This window comes from Olsenella sp. HMSC062G07 (genome assembly GCF_001811895.1).
In the GTDB taxonomy this organism is placed as follows: Bacteria; Actinomycetota; Coriobacteriia; order Coriobacteriales; family Atopobiaceae; genus Olsenella_F; species Olsenella_F massiliensis.
Window position 1 is genome coordinate 1 of the sequence record NZ_KV806947.1, and the last position, 15,754, is coordinate 15,754.

16 protein-coding genes and 2 tRNA genes are annotated in these 15,754 nt (G+C 68.1%); 10 read left to right on the top strand and 8 right to left on the bottom strand.

The window, feature by feature from the left end:
* Nucleotides 1-27: 27 nt before the first annotated feature.
* The 3 genes from HMPREF2826_RS02890 to gluQRS all read right to left on the bottom strand — a co-directional run bounded on the left by HMPREF2826_RS02890 (nt 28) and on the right by gluQRS (nt 1,442).
* Nucleotides 28-104 (bottom strand) — tRNA-Arg (locus HMPREF2826_RS02890).
* Nucleotides 105-262: 158 nt separating this feature from the next.
* Nucleotides 263-353: transfer RNA gene (locus HMPREF2826_RS02895), tRNA-Ser, on the bottom strand.
* A gap of 75 nt (nt 354-428) precedes the next feature.
* Nucleotides 429-1,442: a tRNA glutamyl-Q(34) synthetase GluQRS gene (gluQRS, locus tag HMPREF2826_RS02900; RefSeq protein WP_070639064.1), complete on the bottom strand. Its 1,014-nt coding sequence runs from the start codon at nt 1,440-1,442 to the stop codon at nt 429-431.
* 258 nt (nt 1,443-1,700) lie between these two features.
* On the opposite strand from gluQRS, the gene arcC reads away from it, so the two are divergent.
* Entirely contained in the window at nt 1,701-2,669 is a 969-nt protein-coding gene (gene arcC / locus HMPREF2826_RS02905; RefSeq protein WP_070639066.1) for a carbamate kinase, read from the top strand.
* A gap of 211 nt (nt 2,670-2,880) precedes the next feature.
* A complete protein-coding gene (locus HMPREF2826_RS02910) occupies nt 2,881-3,540 on the top strand; it encodes a hypothetical protein (protein WP_070639068.1) in 660 nt (219 codons plus the stop codon).
* An 85-nt stretch (nt 3,541-3,625) separates the two neighbouring features.
* Here HMPREF2826_RS02910 and HMPREF2826_RS02915 read toward each other — a convergent pair whose 3' ends face one another.
* Entirely contained in the window at nt 3,626-4,564 is a 939-nt protein-coding gene (locus HMPREF2826_RS02915) for a YitT family protein (RefSeq protein ID WP_083307208.1), read from the bottom strand.
* A gap of 236 nt (nt 4,565-4,800) precedes the next feature.
* Between HMPREF2826_RS02915 and HMPREF2826_RS02920 the strand changes: the two genes are divergently transcribed.
* From HMPREF2826_RS02920 to HMPREF2826_RS09770, 6 genes are all read left to right on the top strand, one after another.
* Nucleotides 4,801-5,379, top strand: a complete 579-nt coding sequence (locus HMPREF2826_RS02920) for a QueT transporter family protein (protein ID WP_070639145.1) — start codon at nt 4,801-4,803, stop codon at nt 5,377-5,379.
* Nucleotides 5,376-6,620 (top strand): glycosyltransferase, encoded by a 1,245-nt coding sequence (locus tag HMPREF2826_RS02925; RefSeq protein ID WP_070639070.1) that lies wholly within the window; start codon nt 5,376-5,378, stop codon nt 6,618-6,620. Before HMPREF2826_RS02920 ends, HMPREF2826_RS02925 begins: the two co-directional genes overlap by 4 nt.
* Nucleotides 6,613-7,962 (top strand): GAF domain-containing sensor histidine kinase, encoded by a 1,350-nt coding sequence (locus tag HMPREF2826_RS02930; RefSeq protein WP_148138315.1) that lies wholly within the window; start codon nt 6,613-6,615, stop codon nt 7,960-7,962. Before HMPREF2826_RS02925 ends, HMPREF2826_RS02930 begins: the two co-directional genes overlap by 8 nt.
* 95 nt (nt 7,963-8,057) lie before the next feature.
* Nucleotides 8,058-8,801, top strand: a complete 744-nt coding sequence (locus HMPREF2826_RS02935; RefSeq protein WP_070639147.1) for a LytR/AlgR family response regulator transcription factor — start codon at nt 8,058-8,060, stop codon at nt 8,799-8,801.
* A 10-nt stretch (nt 8,802-8,811) separates the two neighbouring features.
* Complete coding sequence (locus tag HMPREF2826_RS02940; protein ID WP_070639074.1) at nt 8,812-9,264, top strand: metallophosphoesterase family protein; 453 nt, start codon at nt 8,812-8,814, stop codon at nt 9,262-9,264.
* 33 nt (nt 9,265-9,297) lie between these two features.
* The gene (locus HMPREF2826_RS09770) at nt 9,298-9,588 is read left to right on the top strand and encodes a 4Fe-4S binding protein (RefSeq protein ID WP_083307209.1); all 291 of its coding nucleotides are present in this window, start codon (nt 9,298-9,300) and stop codon (nt 9,586-9,588) included.
* On the opposite strand, the gene HMPREF2826_RS02945 is transcribed toward HMPREF2826_RS09770, so the two are convergent.
* Complete coding sequence (locus HMPREF2826_RS02945; protein ID WP_246824670.1) at nt 9,510-10,223, bottom strand: phosphatase PAP2 family protein; 714 nt, start codon at nt 10,221-10,223, stop codon at nt 9,510-9,512. The two genes, HMPREF2826_RS09770 and HMPREF2826_RS02945, sit on opposite strands and share 79 nt — an antisense overlap.
* Before the next feature lie 215 nt (nt 10,224-10,438).
* Nucleotides 10,439-10,756 carry a thioredoxin gene (gene trxA / locus HMPREF2826_RS02950; RefSeq protein ID WP_070639077.1) on the bottom strand — a complete coding sequence of 106 codons (318 nt, stop codon included), beginning with the start codon at nt 10,754-10,756 and terminating at the stop codon, nt 10,439-10,441.
* Nucleotides 10,757-10,890: 134 nt separating this feature from the next.
* Between trxA and HMPREF2826_RS02955 the strand changes: the two genes are divergently transcribed.
* Nucleotides 10,891-11,445, top strand: a complete 555-nt coding sequence (locus HMPREF2826_RS02955) for a hypothetical protein (RefSeq protein ID WP_058270858.1) — start codon at nt 10,891-10,893, stop codon at nt 11,443-11,445.
* A 160-nt stretch (nt 11,446-11,605) separates the two neighbouring features.
* Nucleotides 11,606-13,297 (top strand): glucose-6-phosphate isomerase, encoded by a 1,692-nt coding sequence (gene pgi / locus HMPREF2826_RS02960; RefSeq protein WP_070639079.1) that lies wholly within the window; start codon nt 11,606-11,608, stop codon nt 13,295-13,297.
* A gap of 142 nt (nt 13,298-13,439) precedes the next feature.
* On the opposite strand, the gene amrS is transcribed toward pgi, so the two are convergent.
* Nucleotides 13,440-14,318, bottom strand: coding sequence for an AmmeMemoRadiSam system radical SAM enzyme (gene amrS / locus HMPREF2826_RS02965; protein WP_210388956.1), 879 nt, complete (start codon nt 14,316-14,318; stop codon nt 13,440-13,442).
* Nucleotides 14,315-15,751, bottom strand: a complete 1,437-nt coding sequence (amrA, locus tag HMPREF2826_RS02970) for an AmmeMemoRadiSam system protein A (protein WP_070639081.1) — start codon at nt 15,749-15,751, stop codon at nt 14,315-14,317. The genes amrS and amrA overlap by 4 nt, the downstream gene beginning before the upstream one ends.
* Nucleotides 15,752-15,754 lie beyond the last annotated feature (3 nt).

A 15,754-nucleotide genomic window follows, 5' to 3' on the forward strand; every position in this document is an offset into this window, starting at 1 on the left:
ATCCCACGGGTTCGTACTGAATTGCAATGGTGCGGCGTACAGGATTCGAACCTGTGACGTTCTGATTCGTAGTCAGACCCTCTATCCAGCTGAGGTAACGCCGCGTGCAAGAAGTAGGATGCCATCCTGGAGGGAGGATGTCAAGCATAAACAAAAAATAAATGACCCACATCGACCCGCTCCCGTCACAGGGCGCCTGTGGTTGGTCGGGCGCGGCGCACAGCGCCCGCAAGACGGTTACCTTGCGGGCGCCTAAGCTGTCTGGCGGAGAGCTGGGGATTCGAACCCCAGATAGTCTTGAGGACTATACTCGCTTAGCAGGCGAGCACCTTCGGCCTCTCGGTCAGCTCTCCAACGTGATGCTTGTGCATGATACCCCACAACGAAGTGGGCCACAACACCCACATAGCAGCGGGGCAAAAAGTCCCTCAGGCCATCAGGGTCTCGCGCACCGTCACCTGGGGCGGGCAACGCCGCACGACATCCCAGTCAAAGCGACTCACGAGGTCGGCCGGCGCAAGCTCCTCGCCCGGCGAGGCCAGGCCGACAAGGGACGCCAGCGCGCCCGTGACGCGACGAGGGCTGACGCCCGCCGCGCGCAGCGAGTCCAGGCCCAGGGCGCGGTCTCGCTTGGAGAGCCTCCGACCGTCAGGGGCGACGAGCAGGGGCACGTGCGCGTAGCGCGGCGGCTCAAGCCCCAGAAGACGGGCTATGTACATCTGGCGAGCGGTTGATCCTAGCAGGTCATGCCCGCGCACGACCTCGCTGACGCCCATCAGGCCGTCATCCACCGTGACGGCCAGCTGATAGGCCACGACGCCGTCGCTGCGCCGCACGAGCACGTCGCCGCAGTCGCGGGAGAGCAGCTCATGGCGTGCGCCGCAGCAGAGGTCAATGAATTCGACCCTGTCGTCGGGGCTCCCCTCGTCAGGAACGCGCAGTCGCAGGGCAGGGGGCCTTTGTGCCTGCCTGCGCGCCACCTCCTGCGCGCTCAGGTGTCGGCAGGTTCCACGATAGACGTATGTGCCGTCGGAGGCGTGCGGCGCGCTTGCCGCATGGAGCTCGCTGCGGCTGCAGAAGCAGGGGTAGGTCAGGCCGTCCCTCTCGAGCCTGTCGAGGGCGTCTCGGTAGAGCTCGCCCCTCTCGCTCTGATAGAAGGGGCCCTCGTCCCAGCACAGCCCCAGCCAGTCAAGGTCGCGCATGAGGAGCTCGGCGGCGTCGGCCTGACGGGTGCGCGGGTCAAGGTCCTCGATGCGCAGGACGAGGGTGCCTCCCTGGGAGCGGACGGAAAGCCAGGACAGGAGCGCCACGAAGGCGTTTCCCAGATGCATCCTCCCCGAGGGGGTGGGGGCAAAGCGCCCTCGGCAGGGACCGCCCGCGGGCGCCTTGGCGTCGGCCGGGGCGCTCGTGCGCGGTGACCTTTTGCGTCTGCTCGCATCCATGCGTCCATGGTAGCGCGCCCCCGGCGACGCCCGTTGTGGCGCAAGATATGCAAATGACGCGCAAAATGCAGCATAATATTGGAAATTAATTTAAATATATACAGTAAACTATCAATTTACCTTTGGAAACGCGAAACGTGCCGTTTAGAGAATCCAATAAAATCACGAATACAAACGTCTACTTTGGCGCTACTGTCAATCCGTATCGATACCGTCTATGTGGCCCGGCCGGGGTCACGGCACATGAAGGAGCGCCCTATGTCAAAGCCCTATGGCAAGCCCAACCGCGTCGTCATCGCCCTGGGGGGCAACGCTCTCGGCAACACGCCCGAGGAGCAGATCGAGAAGGTCCGCGCGGCTGCCCCCACGCTGCTCCGCGTCATCGAGCAGGGCAACGAGATCATCATCACCCACGGCAACGGCCCCCAGGTCGGCATGATTCAGAACGCCTTCGCCGCCGCCCACAAGGACGAGCCCGGCAAGATCCCGGCCATGGACCTTCCCGAGTGCGGCGCCATGTCCCAGGGCTACATCGGCTATCACCTCCAGCAGGCAATCGGCGCTGCCATGCACAAGGAGTACAAGCGCTGGCACGTGGCGACCGTCGTGACGCAGATCGAGGTCGACCCCGACGACGAGGCGTTCAAGAGCCCCACCAAGCCCATCGGCGCCTTCATGTCACGCGAGGAGGCCGACGCCGAGCTCGCCAAGCACCCCGACTGGAGCGTCGTCGAGGACTCCGGTCGCGGTTGGAGGCGCGTCGTGGCCTCTCCCGAGCCCAAGAAGATCGTCGAGGCCACGAGCATCCTGAACCTCCTCGACAACGAGTTCATCGTCATCGCCTGCGGCGGCGGCGGCATCCCCGTCGTGCGCGACTACGCGGACAAGGGCGCCTATAAGGGCGTCGCCGCCGTCATCGACAAGGACATGGGCGGCGAGCTCCTCGCCGAGGACTGCTCCGCCGACACCCTCGTCCTGCTCACGGCCGTCGATCACGTAGCCGTCAACTTTGGCAAGCCCGACCAGAGGGACCTCGAGGACCTCACGGTCGAGGAGGCCAAGGCCTACGTCGCCGAGGGCCAGTTTGGCAAGGGGTCCATGGAGCCCAAGGTGAAGGCGGGCATCAAGTTCGCCGAGAGCCGCCCCGGCCGCGTCTGCATCATCGGCTCGCTTGAGAAGGCCGCGGAGGCCATGGCGGGCATCTCGGGCACGCGCATTCACGACTAGGCGTTTACACGCGCATGCGCGACTAGGCGTCTGCGCACAGGCATGGGGGACGTCCGCGCGGCGACTCGGACTGGGTCGTGCGGAGCGTCTCGGGGACGGGGCCCGCTAGGCGGGCCCCGTCTTGCGCCTGCGGTCCGTCCTTGAGCGGGCGTGTGGGGCGTGGCAGCTGCTACCATACGGTTCACGGACACCACGACCCCAGGAGGCCCGGATGGTCGATGACATGCAGACTGCCGCCTCGTTTGAGCTGGGCGAGCCCGCGCTCGTGTGCCGCTGGCGCCTTGCCGGCGGCCGCCTTCCGCTGGAGAACCGCCACCTGCGCGCCCTGCGCCGTCGAGAGGTCGGCGGCGAGCCCGTTGACGTCGCCCTCGTCGCCTGGGCCAAGCAGCATGTGGAATGGACGCTCCCCGCAGGCGCGGCGCGCCACCCGGACGGCGTGCTGATGCTCGTCGTTGACACGAACGGCCAGGCCGCCATGACCGTGGGCCCCTACGAGGGGCTCCCTGACGTGACGCTTCGCGCGCTCGGGCGCCGGGCGCGCCGCGCGGAGCTCGAGGGGGTCGAGACGGGCATCAGCCCCGAGAGCCTCTGGGTCGTCTTTGAGGGGACCCTGCTCTGGAACGTGGCGTCCGGCGCCATGCCCTCGGGCGCCACGTCCCTCGTCGAGGACCTGGCGCACTCGGTCGGGCTTGTCGTCCGTCGCCGCGAGGGCCTGCTCGCCGACCTCCATGACGGGGAGGTCGTGCCCTCGGAGGCCTTTCTCGTCTCGGACGAGCACGGCGTGGTCGTGGCGAGCGACTGCGCGGGGTCTGAGGGGCGACGCTTCAGGGAGGGTCTCGAAAGGCTGTGGGAGCAGACGCGCAAGGAGTGACGGCGCCGCGGCGCGCGGCGAGGGCGTCCGTCCGTGCGGCGACGGGAGGGGGCAGAGTCCCCCGCAGGTGCCCGCGGCCCCCTTCTCACACGCCCCGGAATCCCCGTCCCACGATCTCGGAGCTGTTGACCATGGTGAGAAACGCCTCGCGGTCGTAGTCCTGCAGGAAGAGCCGCAGCTTCGTCGCCTCGCGTCGCGTGAGCACCGTGACCACCACCTCGTAGCGTTGGCCCTTGAAGGCGCCGGTCTCGGTGCGCAGGGTCGCGGTGCGGTGCAGCCCGTGCACGATGAAGCGGACGAGCCTGCGGGGGTCCCTGCACAGGACGGTGCATACCTTACGCTGGTTGATGCTCTCGATGGCCTCGTCAATGAAGAGCGTCTTGCAGACGAGGCCCAGCACGCAGTACAGGCCGGTGCGCGGCCCATAGAGCCCAAACGCCGCGAGGACGATGAGGGCGTCCGACACCATGAGGGCCTTGCCGATCTCTAGCGACGTGTGACGCCTGAGAATCATGGCGAGGATGTCGGTCCCGCCCGTCGAGGCGCCTATGTTGAACACGATGGCGCTGCCTACGGCAGGAAGGAGCACGGCAAAGATCAGCTCGAGCATGGTGTCGCCGGTCAGGGGGGCCGCCAGGGGCAGGGCCCATTCCACGGCGGAGACGTAGGCCGAGAGGGCAAAGGACGAGAAGACGGTCCACCCCATGGTCGTGCGGTCGAGGAAGACGAGGCCCAAGAGGACGAGGCCGGCGTTGACGATCCACATGAACGACCCCACGTGCAGCGCCGGGAAGAGCGTCGAGAGGATGATCGAGATGCCCGAGGTGCCGCCGAGCGCAAAGTGGTTGGGCGCCTTGAACAGGGCGATACCGATCGCGGTGATGGCCAGCCCAAGGTTGATCTCGGCAAAGAACACGATGCCCCGGGGGCGCTCCCGTCGCTGCGACAGGCGCAGGGCCTCGGCTCGCTCTGCGGGTGTCGTCTCATTCTCCAGGCGTTCCACGAGGCAGTCCCTCTCTCTCATTGAAGGCGAACCCCCACCGCGGCAGGGGGCATCGCTCGTGACGTCACCATGCGACCATACAGGCTAGAATACAGAGGGCTGTCCCGCAACTTGTCAAGGGGTGTCACGGCGGGCGGTGGCGCTCGCCGGTCGCTTGTTCAACAAGGAGGTGGCAAGACGTGAATCGTTCCGTTGAAGCCAGACGGGAGGTGGGCTGCGCCCCTGACGCGGCCGCTGCCGACGCGCTCGCGCGCCACATGACGCGCATCGCCGCGATTGCGGCGCTCTACGCGGCGCTCACCCTGGTGTGCCTGCTCTTCTTGGGGGGGCTCGCCTGGGGTCCCGTGCAGTTTCGCCTCTCGGAGGCCGTCTGCGCCCTCGCCCTGCTCACGGCGGATGCCGTGCCGGGCCTGACGTTGGGCTGCGCCCTTGCCAACCTCATCAACATCGCGCTGTCGGGCACGGGCATGCTCGGCATGTTGGACGTGGTCTTTGGTTCGGCGGCAACCCTCGCAGGCGCCTGGGCGAGCTGGCGCCTGCGACGCAGGCCACGCCTCGCGCTGGCGGGCCCCGTCCTCGCCAACGCCCTTATCGTGCCGGCCTATCTGCCCCTGCTCCTTCAGGGCGTGGGCTTCTACACCATTCCCTTCACGTCCATCCCGCTCGACGGCAGCTACCCGCTGATGTACCTCTTTGGCCTTGTCGCCACGGGAATCGGCGAGGCCGTCGTGGTCTATGCCCTGGGACTGCCGCTCGCCCGCGCCCTGCGCGAGTCCCCGCTCTTTGCACGGCGACACGACGACGGTCACGGTGATGAGACGGGTGCGGCCGCGTGAACCCTGCGATCGTCATACCGTCGTACTGGACCGAGAGGGACGCCCCTCCCGTCATCGGGCAGGTGGTGTCATATGATCACGCCACGCCCATCGACAAGCCCCTGCCCGAGCTCGAGCTCTGCCTTGACTCGCTCGACGCGGTCCGCGGCGTCCTGCGCGTCATCGTCCTGCTCGTGTCCCCGCCTGAGTGCGCCGCGGCGGCCCGTGCCCGCGTCGAGGGCATCTGTCGCATGCATCCCGCGCTGAACCCGCTCATCGTCGGTCCCGACGAGGGCAAGGAGATTCTGCGCGTGGTGGCGCGCGCCGCGCCGCGCCTTTCGGGCGAGCCCGTCGCCCTCAGGGGATATGGCGCCATCAGGAACATGGGAATCGCGGCGTGCGCGGCACTCGGGCACGACGTCGCGGTGTTTTTGGATGACGACGAGGTGGCGGCAGACGAGAACTTCCTGATCGACGCGGTCCACGGTCTGGGCATGGAGACCCGCCAGAGGCTCTCCATCTATGCAAAGAGCGGCTTCTTCCTGCGCAAGGGCGAGTCGCCGTTCGCCCCGGTGGACACCGTCGCGTCCCGCACTCGCTTCTGGCCGAAGAACGCCGAGTTCAACCTGTGGATGCGCCGCGCGCTCACGGCCACGCGCATCTCTCGCTCAAACACGCTCTGCGGCAGCTGCTTCGCCCTGTCGGCGCAGGCGTTCGGGCGCGTTGCCTTTGACCCCTTCATCACGCGCGGCGAGGACCTCGACTACCTCCTCAACCTGCGTATGCGGGGCATGGACGTCTGGTTTGACAACGCCTGGCGCGTGCGCCACACGGCGGCGAGGCAGCCGTCCTGCGCGGCTTCCTTCCTGCAGGACGTCCATCGTTGGGAGTACGAGCTTGCCAAGCTCGCCGCGGGCAACGCCACCATCGGGTTGCGTCAGGTCCGCCCCGAGTCGCTCGAGCCCTATCCGTCGGCGTGGCTGTCGCCCACCGTGCAGAGGCGCATATTCCTCACGGCGCTGCTGAGGGTCGTGCGCGGCCCCGAACGTCGCGCTTACCTGGGCATCCTGCTCATGGGACAGCTGCGCGCCCGCCGTTGGGCGCGTCGCGCGGTCGAGCGCTACTTTGAGCTTCAGACCTATTGGCCGCGCATCGTGGCCGAGCTGTGGGACAATCGCCCCCTCGCGCTGCGGCTTCAGCGACTCGGCCAGCCCGCCGAGTCGCCCTTTGCCCCCTCGTTGACGGATGACGACGATGAGTAGCGTTCGCAGGTGGTCCGTCGCACAGGCCTCCCTCGCGCTCCTGGCGCTCCTGATGGTGGGAAGCGTCCTGCTGTTGGGGCTGTTGTCCTGGGGCATCATGACGGGCAGCATCCTTGCCACCGTCATGGCCGGCGCCGGGTTCGCCGCGATCATCGTCTTGGCCGGGGCGGCCTTCCTTGCCCCCGAGGACCTCAGGTCTCAGTCCGCCGAGCGGACCCTGGGCGTCGCCTCGGCCACCCTGCGCCACATGTCGGGCGGCCTCACCAAGGAAAACGCCGCCGCCGTGTGCCAGCTCCTCCTCTCCGAGACCAACGCCGCCGCCATCGCCCTGACCGACACCGAGCAGACGCTCGCCTACGTGGGCGACGGTGTCCTGGGGTATCAGAGCGACACGCCCAACTCGGCGGCGACGAGGGAGGTCTTGGTCTCAAAGCGGGTCCAGACCTTCTCGGACCTGGGGCAGTCGGAGTGGGTGGGCGTCGCGCCCGACGAGAGCGGACGGGGGCTTCCGGCGGGCATCTTTGCCCCTCTCACGGTGGCCGACCGAAGCGTGGGAACGCTGAAGCTCTTCTATCGGCGCGGCGGCGAGGTTGACCGCACGCAGCTCGCCATCGTGCGCGGCCTCGCCGAGCTGCTCTCCACCCAGCTTTCGACCCATGAGCTTGAGGTGCAGGCGGAGTTGACGGCGCGTGCCGAGGTCAAGGCCCTGCAGGCGCAGATCAACCCCCACTTCCTCTTCAACGCGCTCAACACGATGGCGGCGCTGACGCGCACCGATCCCGTGCGCGCCCGCGACCTCCTGCGCGAGTTCTCGGTGTACTACCGCCGCACGCTCGAGAGCTCGGAGGCGCCCTTCTCGCTGAGGGAGGAGCTCGCCCAGACGCGACGCTACCTCAAGATTGAGCGCGCGCGCTTTGGCGAGGAGCGCATCGTCGAGGCGGAGGTGGTGGAGCCCGGTCTCGAGCGCGTCCTGGTTCCGGGCTTCATCGTGCAGCCCCTCGTGGAGAACGCCGTCCGTCACGGGCTGCGCGACGAGGGCACCCTGCACATTGACGTGCAGGCGACCACCGACGGCGACGACGTCCTCATCGCCGTGGCCGACGACGGCGTCGGCATGAGCGAGGAGTCCGCCCGGCGGCTCCTCTCCGACGCGCCGCAGGACCGTGGGGCGCGCGGCCGCGGGAGGGGGGCGGGCATCGCCATTCGCAACGTCGCCGAGCGCATCGAGCGCCGCTACGGCACCGGATCGGGCGTCGAGGTCATGTCAAAGGTGGGCACGGGCACCGTCGTCACGCTCAGGCTGGTGGGGGCGGTTCCTGACGTGACCGAAGTCAAGGAGTAGAATAGATGGTCGTGGTCCGCCGGCCTGGCCCCAGGCACACGCGGCGTCCGGTCAGTGGTCTTCCGCCCAAGGCGGAGAAGGTTGGTGAAAACGGCATGTTGAACGCGCTAATCGTGGATGACGAGGCACCCGCCCGCTCCGAGCTGAGGTTCCTGCTCGAGGAGACGGGGCGCATCGGGCTCATCGAGGAGGCATCCAACGCCCGCGAGGCCGTCGAGACGCTGGTCCGCCACAAGGAGGGCGGCAGCGGGCACAAGGGGACCGACGTCCTGTTCCTGGACATCTCCATGCCCAAGACCTCGGGCATGCAGCTCGCCGAGGCGCTCCATCAGCTCAAGAATCCCCCCGCCGTCGTCTTCGTGACGGCCTATAGCGAGTACGCCCTCGACGCCTTCAACGTCGACGCGATCGACTACCTCATGAAGCCCGTCGAGACGGACCGCCTGCTTCATGCGCTTGACAAGGTCGAGGCGCGCAGCAAGCCCGTGCAGCCCGTTCGCACGTCGGTGGAGCGCATCCCCGTCGAGAAGGGTGGGCGCAAGGTGCTCGTGCCGGTTGACCAGATTCGCTACATCGAGGCGAAGGACGACTATTCCTGCATCTACACCGACGTCGACCGCTTCCTCTCCACGATCTCGCTCGCCAAGCTCGAGCAGAAGCTCACGCCGCACGGCTTCTTCCGCGTGCATCGGGGCTACATCGTCAACCTCGAGCACGTGGAGGACGTCGAGGTCATCTCCAGCGGCATCCTCCAGCTGGGCATCAAGGACGTCGCGGAAAAGAAGATCCCGGTCTCGCGCCGGCGCGTCGTCTCACTCAAGCGCGCCCTGGGCATCTGACGGGCCGCTCATGCGCTACGACGTCGTCTCGGACACCCACGGGTTCCTCTCCGACGAGCTGCTTTGCGCCCTTGAGGGGGCGGACGTCATCATCCATGCGGGCGACATCTGCTCGACGCACGACCTGCGGCGCCTGGAACGGATAGCCCCCGTCAAGCTGTGTCTGGGCAACAACGACTACGGGTATGACTTTGGCCCCTTCGTGACGTGCACCTGCCGCTTCTTCTCGGATGAGCTGCGTTGGCAGGTCAACCACTATCGCGAGCGTCTTGATCTGGACGTCTGCGACGTCGCCGTCTGCGGCCACACGCACAGGCCCCTTATCGAGACGGACCGTCGGACGGGCGTGCTGGTCATGAATCCTGGCAGCCCCACCTATCCGCGGGCCGTGGGGCCCAGCATGGGAAGGATCGTCGTCAAGGACCGCCGGATCGTCTCGGCCGACATCGTGCGGCTGGGGTAGGCTTGCACGAGGCGGCAGCAGCGCCACGACCACATGCGCCGGACGAGGCATCTCTGGGCGGGTGAGGACTGCGTCGGCTGCGGCTTGTGCGCAAGAACGTGCCCGGTCGAGGCCATGCGCATTGAGCGGGGCCGATCTCGGTGGGTCGCAGACTGCTGCGCCATGTGCCCGGTCTGCCTCCGTCGTTGCCCGACCCTCTCGATCCAACATGGATTGCACACCAAGGCGCATGGGCAAAACCGGCATCACACGCCCTGGCGAGGGGGGAGGCCCGAGTCGGTGGGGGTCTCGCCCATGAAGACGGGCACGAAGACCTTGGTATAGAGGCCCAGCCAGGCCAGCGACACGCAGAATCCGGCGATGACGTCCGTGGCGTAATGGACCCCCAGGTACACCCTGCTCAACCCTATCGCGACGACCACGAGCGAGAAGCCGAGGCAGCAGACCCACCTGACGACGCGATCCTTCTCGTAGTGCCAGACCATCCAGGCCAGCAGCCCGTAGAACGCCATGGCGACCATGGAATGTCCCGAGGGAAAGCTGTAGCCGGACTCGGCGATGAGCCTGAAGCCTTCGGGGCGCGGACGATGCACGATCTGCTTGAGCACCTGGTTGAGGGCGAGTACCAGCGTCAGGTTGACAGCGGCGCAGACGCCCGGGCGCCGTCCGGGGGCAAAGGCCTCCACGGCAAGGAGCAGCACCACCAGAACGACCGGAAGCGCCAGCTCCGAGATCGACTGCATGACGGGCGTGAGCCAGGCGCTCCTCATGCGAACGACCACCAGCTGATAGGCCATGGCGTCCAGGCGAATCGCCTCCCCCTCGAGGACCTCCTGGAGCAGCCCGACGAAGACGACGACGGCCACGAGGATGACGACGGTCCAGGCGTTGTGCCTGACGAGGCCGGCAAGGCTTCGGCCGGCGTGACGCATGTGCGAGGCGGTGCGTGAGTGATCCAATCCTGCTCCTTACGAAGGCGGGCGCATGAGGCGCCCAGGCCGGGCGGGCGCGCCCTGGGTGCGTCGGAACGCCGCGCCAGACGGGCGCGCCCCCAGCATAGCAAAGGGGACGCCCCGAAGGCCGTCCCCTGGGCGTGCGCACGACTCCCCGCGCGGGGCCATCATGAGGCCGCCGCCGCCCACCGCATGCGTCACGAGCCTGGCCGGCGCCTTTCCTAGATGTTGGCCTCGATCTCCTTGACGAGGTCCGCCTTGGGCATGTTGCCCACCATCACATGGACGGGCTTGCCGCCCTTGAACAGGATGAGCGTGGGAATCGACACGATCTGGAACTTCTGGGCGAGCTCCGACTCGTCATCGACGTTGCACTTGTAGACGGCGAGCTTGTCGGCCATCTGCTCGGCGACCTCCTCCACCACGGGGCCCAGGGCGCGGCAGGGGCCGCACCAGGAGGCCCAGAAGTCCACGAGCACGGGCTTGTCAGCCTGGACGACGAGTTGGTCAAAGTCAGAAGCGGTCAGTGCGTTTGCCATTGGTCTCTCCTCCTTGCGACGCCACAGGGTCCTGTGCGTCAGTTGCAGTTGCTGCGTATATACCCACAACGCGCGGGCACCTCAGCGGTAGAATCAAGAACGTGGCAGGGGAGTCGGCAGGATGGGAGCGACACATGGCGCCAAGCAGCCCTCAGGAGAGGCAGGCCTACGTCAACAAGGTCGCTGCGGAAGTCGCCGGCCTCGAGCGAGAGGGCGTCGTCCTCGCGGGCAACGCCTTCTCGGGCGCATGCCTGCTCAAAGGCTCCCTCTCGCCAGAGGAGCGAGCCGGCGGCCCCCTTCTGGGCGGGCCCGACGGGACGGCCCTGCGCGCCTCGCTCACCGCCCTGGGCTATGACCCCGCAAACTGGTGCGCCGCAGCGAGCTGCCGGCGCGACGGGACGCCCCTGGGGCCGGACGAGCTACGCCTGACGCTGGCCGTGCTTGACCCCGACACCCTCATCATCTGCGACGACGACGCCGCTGCGGCGGTGCGGGGGGCATACGGCGCGGAGCTTGCCGGGCAGGACGACCCTCACCAGGCACGTCTGGACCCCGGCTGGGTCGCTCACGTCCTGGGCGTGCGCGTCATGAGTCTTGGGGGCTTCGCGGAGGCCCTGGGAGACGACCGCGCCAAGCAGCGCATGTGGGCCTATCTCAAGCAGCTGCCCCCGTTGGGCGAGCCGTACTGATCTCGCCCGCAGGTCGGCGCCCCGGCGCCGCACCCGCGCCATAACGTCGCCCGCCGAACCCCGTCACGACGGCCGTGAGCGTTCCCGCTGCGCTACTATGTGGGTGTCAGGGCGCATCCGCCCGGGGGCGTGCGCCAGGTCCCAACTTGGAGGAGCAAACATGGAAGCTGTTCCCGCACCGATCGATGCGACGATGACGACGACGTGGGGCGAGCTCGAGCGTCACTACGCCAAGCAGGAGACCCAGTTCACGCTCAAGAAGGCGTTCGCCAACGACCCCCAGCGCGTCAGGAAGCTGAGCTTTGACGCGGCGGGGCTGCACATTGACCTCTCCAAGAACCTCGTGACCGACGAGACCATCGGACTTCTCGTGAACCTTGCCCGCGAGCTGGGCGTCGAGGAGCGTCGTGACGCCATGTACGCCGGCGCCCACATCAACACCACCGAGGACCGCGCCGTGCTGCACACGGCCCTGCGCCGTCCCGCCGCCGACGCCGGCACCCTGTTTGACGGCGACCAGGATTGCGTGAGGGACGTGCACGAGGTCCTCGCCCGCATGTACGCGTTTGCCGAGAAGGTGCGCTCGGGCGCGTGGACGGGCGTCACGGGCAAGAAGATACGGACGGTCGTGTCCATCGGCATCGGCGGCTCCGACCTTGGCCCGGTCATGGTCTACGAGGCGCTCAGGCCCCTCGCCGACGCCGGCATCACCGCCCGCTTCGTCTCGAACATAGATCCCAACGACATAGCCGAGAAGACGCGCGGCCTTGACCCCGAGACGACGCTGGTCATCGTCGTGTCAAAGACGTTCACCACCCTCGAGACGCTGACGAACGCCCGCACGGCGCGCACCTGGCTCCTCGAGGCGCTCCAGGAGCAGGGCGCCATCGACGGCAGCGACGCCCAGGCGGCCGACGCCATCAAGCGGCACTTTGCCGCTGTGTCGACCAACGCCGAGCTGGTCAAGGCGTTTGGCATCGACCCCCACAACATGTTCGGCTTCTGGAACTGGGTCGGCGGCCGCTACTCGGTTGACGCGGCCGTGGGCCTCTCGCTCATCATCGCCTTTGGCCCAAAGGTCTTTGCCGAGCTGCTCGAGGGCTTCCATGCCATGGACGTCTACTTTCGCGACACCCCGCTCGAGCAGAACGTCGTGGCGCTCATGGGCCTCGTCAACGTCTGGTACGTCAACTTCTACGGGGCCGAGAGCCATGCCGTCCTGCCGTACAACCAGTACCTGCATCGCTTCCCCGCCTACCTTCAGCAGCTGACGATGGAGTCAAACGGCAAGTCGACGCGCTGGGACGGGACCCCCGTCACCACGAAGACGGGCGAGATCTTCTGGGGCGAGGCCGGCACCAACGGCCAGCACTCGTTCTACCAGCTCATCCATCAGGGCACGCACCTCATCCCCGCGGACTTCATCGCCTTCGTCAACACGCCCCATCCCGCCAAGGACGGCGATCAGGATGTCCACGAGCTCTTCCTGGCCAACTTCCTGGCGCAGACCAAGGCGCTCGCCTTTGGCAAGACGGCCGACGAGGTCCGCGCGGAGGGCACGCAGGAGTGGATGGTTCCCGCGCGCGTGTTTGAGGGCAACCGCCCGACGACGTCCATCTTTGCCGACGAGCTCAACGCCCGCACCCTCGGGGCGCTCATCGCCCTCTACGAGCACGTCACCTTCGTCGAGGGGACGGTGTGGGGCGTCGACTCCTATGACCAGTGGGGCGTCGAGCTGGGCAAGCAGCTCGCCAAGCAGATCACGCCCGCCTTCCATGACGACGAGGTCCTCGCCACCCAGGACGAGAGCACCAAGGCGCTCATCGTGTACTATCGCGAGCACCGCCGCTAGGAAGTCCCGCCCGTTGTCCCGGCAGCACCCCCCGCCCCCCGCCCGACGTCGTCAGGTGGGGGGCGTCGCCATCTGGCGGGGGCCTCGACGCGCCGGCGCCGGCGCGTCTGCCGCCGGCACGCTCGCCCGCGCACCCTGACGGCTAGCAGTTTCCCACGAACACGCGCCTCAGCCACCGGCGGGCGACCCGTGCGAGGGCGCGGACCTCGTCTGTGGGGGTGGGCTCGCAATTCGTCATGCGCCAGCGCGGAAAGAAGCGCGACAGGTGATAGGGGATCTGGTCATCCAGGCTCGCGAGCCATCGGGCCATGGCCTCGATCTCGCGGGGGTCGTCGTTCTCGCCCGGGACCACCAGGGTCGTCACCTCAAGGTGGCAGTCGGGCGCGGCGGCGAGCCGCTCTATGGTCGCCCGCACGGCGTCCAGGCTCCCCGCGCCCCCATAGCGCTCGTACACGGTCGGCAAGAGGGACTTGAGGTCAATGTTGGCGGCGTCCACGAGGCCGTCGAGCCGACCCATGACCCAGGGGCTCGCGCAGCCGTTTGACACCAGGACGTTGGAGAGCCCCCGCTCGTGAGCGAGCCTCCCGACGTCGCGCACGAACTCCCATCCCACCAGCGGCTCGTTGTAGGTGTGGGCGACGCCCACGACGCGGCGGTCATGAAGGCGCTCCCGGCATGCGGCCCCGACCAGCTCGTCGGCGTCCAGGCCGTGCCAGCGGACGTCCTGCTCGCCCGCCTGCGAGATCTGCCAGTTCTGGCAGAAGGGACAGCGAAAGTTGCAGCCATAGCTGCCGTAGGACAGCAGCAACGATCTCGGCTTCCAGCAGGCGAGGGGCTTCTTCTCCACCGGGTCGAGGGCCAGCGAAGTGGCGCGCCCGTAGTTGGAAGCCACGACGGCGCCGTCCACGTTCTGACGGGCGCGACAGAAGCCGCGGCCTCCCGGGGCGATGCGGCAAAGGCGCGGGCAGCAGGCGCAGGTTCGCACCTCCCTCGCGTCGGCGTCATGGGCGTTCTCGCTCACCTATGGCGCACCACCTCAAAGCGCTGCAGGCGCCAGTCGTCCCGCTCAAGGTCGATGCCGCCCTTGCGCGCGGCGATCCTCACCTGCTCTCCCACGCCGTCCACGCCGTCAAGGTCGGGCAGAAGCAGGCCCCTGCGCCCGTCCTCGCAGCTCACGATGACACCGTAGCGACGCGCGTCCAGCTGGTCCATGTCGCTGACGGCCTCGGGCCTCTGGAGCACGTCAACGTCGTAGACGAGCTCGTCGAGCTCCTCGACGCGCACGGGCTCAAAGCGCGGATCGCGCGCGCAGGCGCTGACAGCGTTGGAGCAGATCTCGTCGGCGAGGGTGGGCTGTGTGGGGGCGATGGTCCCCATGCAGCCCCTCAGCTCCCCGTCGAGGGAGAGCGAGACAAAGCATCCCGCCCGCTCGCCGGAGATCTGCGGAAGAGGCGCCCCGCCGCCGTTCGCGCCGTCCTCGCACGTCAGGCGGCGTCCCTCGCGCACGTACGCCTCCACGGCGCGTCGGGCCAGGCGCACGTAGGGGTCCTCGGTGCCGCGGGCCTCCCGCAGGCGCTCGGCGCGCAGCGACTCGTAGCGGGGCAGGAGGGCGCAGCGCTCGTCCGAGCCCTCCGGGCCCGTCGGCTCCAGGAGCGCCACGCCGTATCCCACGCCAAAGGGCCCCTCGTAGCTCAGAAGCCGGGAGCGCCGGGGCGTTCGGTCGAGCGTCCCCGCCATGATCTGGAAGCTGCGCAGGCCGCACTCCGCCGCCCGCAGGGCCAGACGCCGGTCCATGGCGAGCAGGGGAAGGAGGTCGCCCGACGCAAAGGCGTCGCAGACCCTCCGGTCAAAGACGGGGCCCTCGGGGGCAAAGCCGTACGGCCCGTCAGGCGCCAGCTTGTGCGAGAGGTCGCCCGACGCGACCATCACCACGCCCCTGCCCAGTGCGGCGGCGACGCGCTGCACGAGCCGGCCCAAACGATAGTGCCCCTGGGGGGAGAGGCCCGAGAGGCCCATCCTGACGACGCGAACGTCCTCGTTGCGGCCGGCGTGACGGTAGGCCTCCTCGATGAAGTGCAGGGGGACCATCGTGGCATGGTCCAGCGACGGGTCCCTCTCGCCCGCGCCTCCCGCGTCGATGCCGTCCTTTCTGGCGGCCGCCGCCAGCGCCTGAGCGAACGGCTCGTCATAGCGCACGGAGTAGCGGGCCTCGGGAGCGCCAAACTCGGCGAAGCTTCCCCGCGCCCCCGTGCCGGGCGCAATGTGGACGTAGTCGCGATAGCACGGGGCGTGGGGAGACGAGATGACGATGGTCTGGGGGGCAAGCTCGACGATGCGCGCCGCGACCTCGCGGCAGGCGCTGACGGTGCGGCTGATGTCCCTCTCTCGCCCCCTTCCCACCTGGGGAACGATCAGCGGGGGATGAGGCACGGCGCAGGCTGCGAGGATGGCCATGAC

Bases quoted from the DNA above. Each gene is read 5' to 3' on its own strand.
- HMPREF2826_RS02930 (WP_148138315.1), top strand. From the start codon at position 6,613: ATGAGTAGCGTTCGCAGGTGGTCCGTCGCACAGGCCTCCCTCGCGCTC.
- trxA (WP_070639077.1), bottom strand. From the start codon at position 10,756: ATGGCAAACGCACTGACCGCTTCTGACTTTGACCAACTCGTCGTCCAG.
- HMPREF2826_RS02920 (WP_070639145.1), top strand. From the start codon at position 4,801: ATGACGCGCATCGCCGCGATTGCGGCGCTCTACGCGGCGCTCACCCTG.
- pgi (WP_070639079.1), top strand. From the start codon at position 11,606: ATGGAAGCTGTTCCCGCACCGATCGATGCGACGATGACGACGACGTGG.
- arcC (WP_070639066.1), top strand. From the start codon at position 1,701: ATGTCAAAGCCCTATGGCAAGCCCAACCGCGTCGTCATCGCCCTGGGG.
- HMPREF2826_RS09770 (WP_083307209.1), top strand. From the start codon at position 9,298: ATGCGCCGGACGAGGCATCTCTGGGCGGGTGAGGACTGCGTCGGCTGC.
- HMPREF2826_RS02910 (WP_070639068.1), top strand. From the start codon at position 2,881: ATGGTCGATGACATGCAGACTGCCGCCTCGTTTGAGCTGGGCGAGCCC.
- gluQRS (WP_070639064.1), bottom strand. From the start codon at position 1,442: ATGGATGCGAGCAGACGCAAAAGGTCACCGCGCACGAGCGCCCCGGCC.
- HMPREF2826_RS02955 (WP_058270858.1), top strand. From the start codon at position 10,891: ATGGCGCCAAGCAGCCCTCAGGAGAGGCAGGCCTACGTCAACAAGGTC.
- amrA (WP_070639081.1), bottom strand. From the start codon at position 15,751: ATGGCCATCCTCGCAGCCTGCGCCGTGCCTCATCCCCCGCTGATCGTT.
- HMPREF2826_RS02940 (WP_070639074.1), top strand. From the start codon at position 8,812: ATGCGCTACGACGTCGTCTCGGACACCCACGGGTTCCTCTCCGACGAG.
- HMPREF2826_RS02935 (WP_070639147.1), top strand. From the start codon at position 8,058: ATGTTGAACGCGCTAATCGTGGATGACGAGGCACCCGCCCGCTCCGAG.
- HMPREF2826_RS02915 (WP_083307208.1), bottom strand. From the start codon at position 4,564: ATGAGAGAGAGGGACTGCCTCGTGGAACGCCTGGAGAATGAGACGACA.